The organism is Methanomicrobiales archaeon, from assembly GCA_030019205.1.
Lineage (GTDB): Archaea > Halobacteriota > Methanomicrobia > Methanomicrobiales > JACTUA01 > JASEFH01.
In genome coordinates this window covers 1,544-4,975 of record JASEFH010000049.1, presented here as the reverse complement: position 1 = coordinate 4,975, position 3,432 = coordinate 1,544, and the positions used below count along the sequence as shown (strand labels likewise).

The following is a 3,432-nucleotide window of genomic DNA, read 5'->3' as shown; positions in this document are numbered from 1 at the left end:
TCGTACAGGAAATCTGTACTACATTAGAGAAGAAATATGATACTAATTTTAATTTAGTTCATAATGAAGCCTTTCTCTCGACGAATACAGCCCACTCTCTTCATATCGGGTTAGATAACGTAGATGATGACGTCATTGTGTTTAACGGTGATGTGCTATACGACTACACAATCTTGAACAATTTATTGCAAATAGGCCAAACTGCAATTTCAGTGGATAATAAAAAAGTACTCACCGAAGAATCGTTTAAATTAAGGATAGTAGGTGATCAAATTATTGAGATGGGAAAAACTGTGCCAATAGAGAACGCAACAGGGGAGTTTATCGGCCTCTCGACCATCGCAAGAGATGATCTCAAAGTAGCAAAGAAGTTGTTAAAATCGCTGGTTAATGATAATTTAAAAAATTATTATGATTTTATATACCCAATACTCTCTAAGAGAGGATGCCTTGCTTATTCGTTCACAAATGGTCTCAAATGGACTGAAATTGACGATATCCACGATTTGAGGTACGCGCAGAGCATTGTAAACATTTGTGACCGCGAACGAAGGCAGTTCGTATGATTTCGAAGGTTGGGGTCATTGGCGCCGGGAGCATGGGCACCGCCCTTGCGCAGAGTATCTCCTCCAGGGTTGAAAATGTTGTATTATATGGAAGGAGACGAGTGATTATTGATTCGATTAACAACACCCGATGTAATAGTGATTATTTTCCTGGTCTACGCTTAAATCCCAATATTCACGCAAAAATAATGCAGGACAGCCCGGATTTTGCAGACTGCGAGGGCATAATTATAACTATACCATCCAGCGAAGTCCGATCTGTCATTCATGCCATCCATGATGAACTTGCTGATCCGATCCTTATTACAGTCGCCAAGGGACTTGAATACCCGTCCCTTAAAACAATGAGCGAGGTGATTCGGGATGAGTCCAGGAACCCCCATATTATCAGTTTCTCAGGACCAAACTTTGCCGATGAGATTGCATACGGTCACATTGCTGCCGCTACGATAGGCACTGATAGTTCTTCACTAAGAGAAGCAATGTCGGATCTCTTTGGAGGGTTTATCTTAGATTTTTCAGACGACGTCCGAGCAGTCGAGTTATGCGGTGCGCTTAAAAATGTTTATGCAATCGGGACGGGGATGTGGGATTCCGTTTATAGTAACTACAACGAACACTACATGTTCTTAAACGTGTGTTATAAAGAGATGTGTACCTTCCTTCGAAAGATCTCTCATGATAAAGATATCTTCACAAAATTCTGCTGTTTTGGGGACTTTAACCTGACTGCTAATGTAGATAAGAGTCGAAATCGGACATTGGGGCTGATGATCGGGAAAAATTTAATAAGAACTCCCTATTTAGATTCCAGTGTAACGTTTGAAGGATCCAAGTCTGTTAAAGGAATCATTGAACTGGCAGATAAACATAATGTCTACATGCCCATTGCAAAATTTGTATTCGATGTATTGTGTGGGAACAGTAACGTAAGGAAAGCCGCCGGTTCTCTTATAAAATCTGAATTATCCGATGGAATAATTGAATTGTCCAAAGGGAATCGCTGAAATCGATTGCGATCATCCTTCTATTATTTCATATCATCATGATATGCGTGTCAGCTTGGCTCAGACCGGGGAATAGGTGTCCAATGTGTTCGTATCGATATATATAAAATGATAGAACACCTCAATTCGTCCGCAATTTTTTCAGTAATGCTGGACTACCGATGTAATCTAGATCGAATCAAGTAGAGCGTTTCCACTTTTATTTTTTTAGATCTCTGGTTGATGGATTCCACATTTTGCTGATCTCTTCATTAGGCCACGGAAAGTTTGATGACTTCATCCTATGAGGTGTGACAACAAAAGATGGGCCCTGTAGAAACCCCCAGAGATGACAATAATGAGAGTTTTCTTAATCCACCTATCCAGATTGTAGATAAGGATCTTGACCTTGATCTCCTTGACCGGGTGCCCGTATCTCCGCACCTTCAGACTCTCTCCGAGCGTTCGTTTCAGGACGGAGAACGCGGTTTCCACAAGGTTTCTGCGGTGATAGGTCTTCTCATCGAATATTTTGGCGAGCTCCCTCCGATACCGTCCATGGATCCGCTTCCGCTTCCGATGTCGGACCGGGATCAGGGATTCAGCGTGCATCTCCTCGCGGATCCGGCGATGGATGGACTCAGCATCGTATCCCCTATCGAGAACGTAGCAGGCAGCCTTCCGTGTTCGATGGGACTCTTTGAGCAGGTTGCGGGCCATCCGCACGTCGGAGATCGGATGTCGGGTCATGGCAGCGGCCAGGATCACGTGGGTGGTTGTGTCAACCGCCAGGGAAACCTTCAGGAACCGTTTGCGGGTCTTCCCGGTCCGGAGGGAGTAGTAATAGCTGGCATAGGCACTGGTAAATCCAGAGGCATCGATCGCGGTGACGGATATTACTGCGCCTCGTTGATACAGAGAGGAGACCCGTCGTTTCTGGATCCGTGTCACCCAGAGCGATGAGAGTCGTTGGAGGAACTTGTGGAGCGTGGTGAAGTGCGGGATGATCTCATCAATAAGGAGCCGCATTTCTCATAGATATTCCCCGGCCCGCCAAGAATTAGGGTTTGAGAGGATCTCTACAGAGCCCAAGGGTCTTATAATTTATACATGAAAATCGATGAGGGAATGAACTCGTTGATTTTAATCCGTCGAACCTGCTACCGTCAGGTCGCATTGGCGTTTTGGGATGTCCTCTAGGATATCCACGCAATTCCGTTAAATATATCTTGCTAGTCTTAGAAAATTTTATTGAATGGTGTTCATCCTGTCTGGATGGTCTAAACCGCATAGTATAATAAGGATTTGGCAGTCTTCAGGTCAAAACGCTATAATAGGCCTTATTTTTGGGATATTACGAATTTTAAATGCAATAATTCCGAAAAAAGATAACCAGATTTTATTTTCCAGTACTCCTGATTTTTCAGATAATGCAAAAGCGCTATATGAATATATCATTAAAAATCGCATAAACTCACAATACAACATTGTCTGGCTGGTCAACGATCCTAAAATGTTACAATTATTAAATCAAAAGGGAATAAATGCCCATCTTATCAAAAGTATATGGGGATTATACTATATTTTTAGGTCAAAATATATAATAGCAACTCATTATCAGGGCTCTCAAGTTAAGGTAAAAAATCAGTACAGGATAAATCTATGGCATGGGATGCCATTAAAGTCATTGGGATATCTGACAGGTTCAGCCGCAGATGGTGAGCTAAAAGATGTTGAAAGATGGGGAAAAATCAATGATATGCTAATCGCGACATCAAGCACTACTAGAAATGCATTAGCGGCTAGTTTTCTTATCGATCCGCGAAAAATTGCTATTACTGGTCAGCCACGTAACGATTACCTCTTTATAAACGCGGATA

The 3,432-nt window shown here is 42.5% G+C and carries 4 protein-coding genes; 3 read left to right on the top strand and 1 reads right to left on the bottom strand.

Annotated elements, in window-relative coordinates; genetic code table 11:
- Together QMC96_13095 and QMC96_13090 are read left to right on the top strand one after the other, a co-directional pair.
- A partial coding sequence (locus QMC96_13095; protein MDI6877691.1) for a hypothetical protein occupies positions 1–566 on the top strand: 566 nt, incomplete at its 5' end.
- Positions 563–1,573 (top strand): NAD(P)-binding domain-containing protein, encoded by a 1,011-nt coding sequence (locus QMC96_13090; GenBank protein ID MDI6877690.1) that lies wholly within the window; start codon positions 563–565, stop codon positions 1,571–1,573. The genes QMC96_13095 and QMC96_13090, both read left to right, overlap by 4 nt.
- 276 nt (positions 1,574–1,849) lie before the next feature.
- Here the strand turns inward: QMC96_13090 and QMC96_13085 are convergent, their stop codons facing one another.
- Entirely contained in the window at positions 1,850–2,581 is a 732-nt protein-coding gene (locus tag QMC96_13085; protein ID MDI6877689.1) for an IS5 family transposase, read from the bottom strand.
- Between the two features lie 226 nt (positions 2,582–2,807).
- Here QMC96_13085 and QMC96_13080 point away from each other — a divergent pair.
- Positions 2,808–3,432 (top strand): CDP-glycerol glycerophosphotransferase family protein (locus QMC96_13080; GenBank protein MDI6877688.1); only part of this gene is annotated, 625 nt, incomplete at its 3' end.

Excerpts from the sequence above, each read along its gene's own strand:
- QMC96_13090 (MDI6877690.1), top strand. The coding sequence starts at position 563 with ATGATTTCGAAGGTTGGGGTCATTGGCGCCGGGAGCATGGGCACCGCC.
- QMC96_13085 (MDI6877689.1), bottom strand. The coding sequence starts at position 2,581 with ATGCGGCTCCTTATTGATGAGATCATCCCGCACTTCACCACGCTCCAC.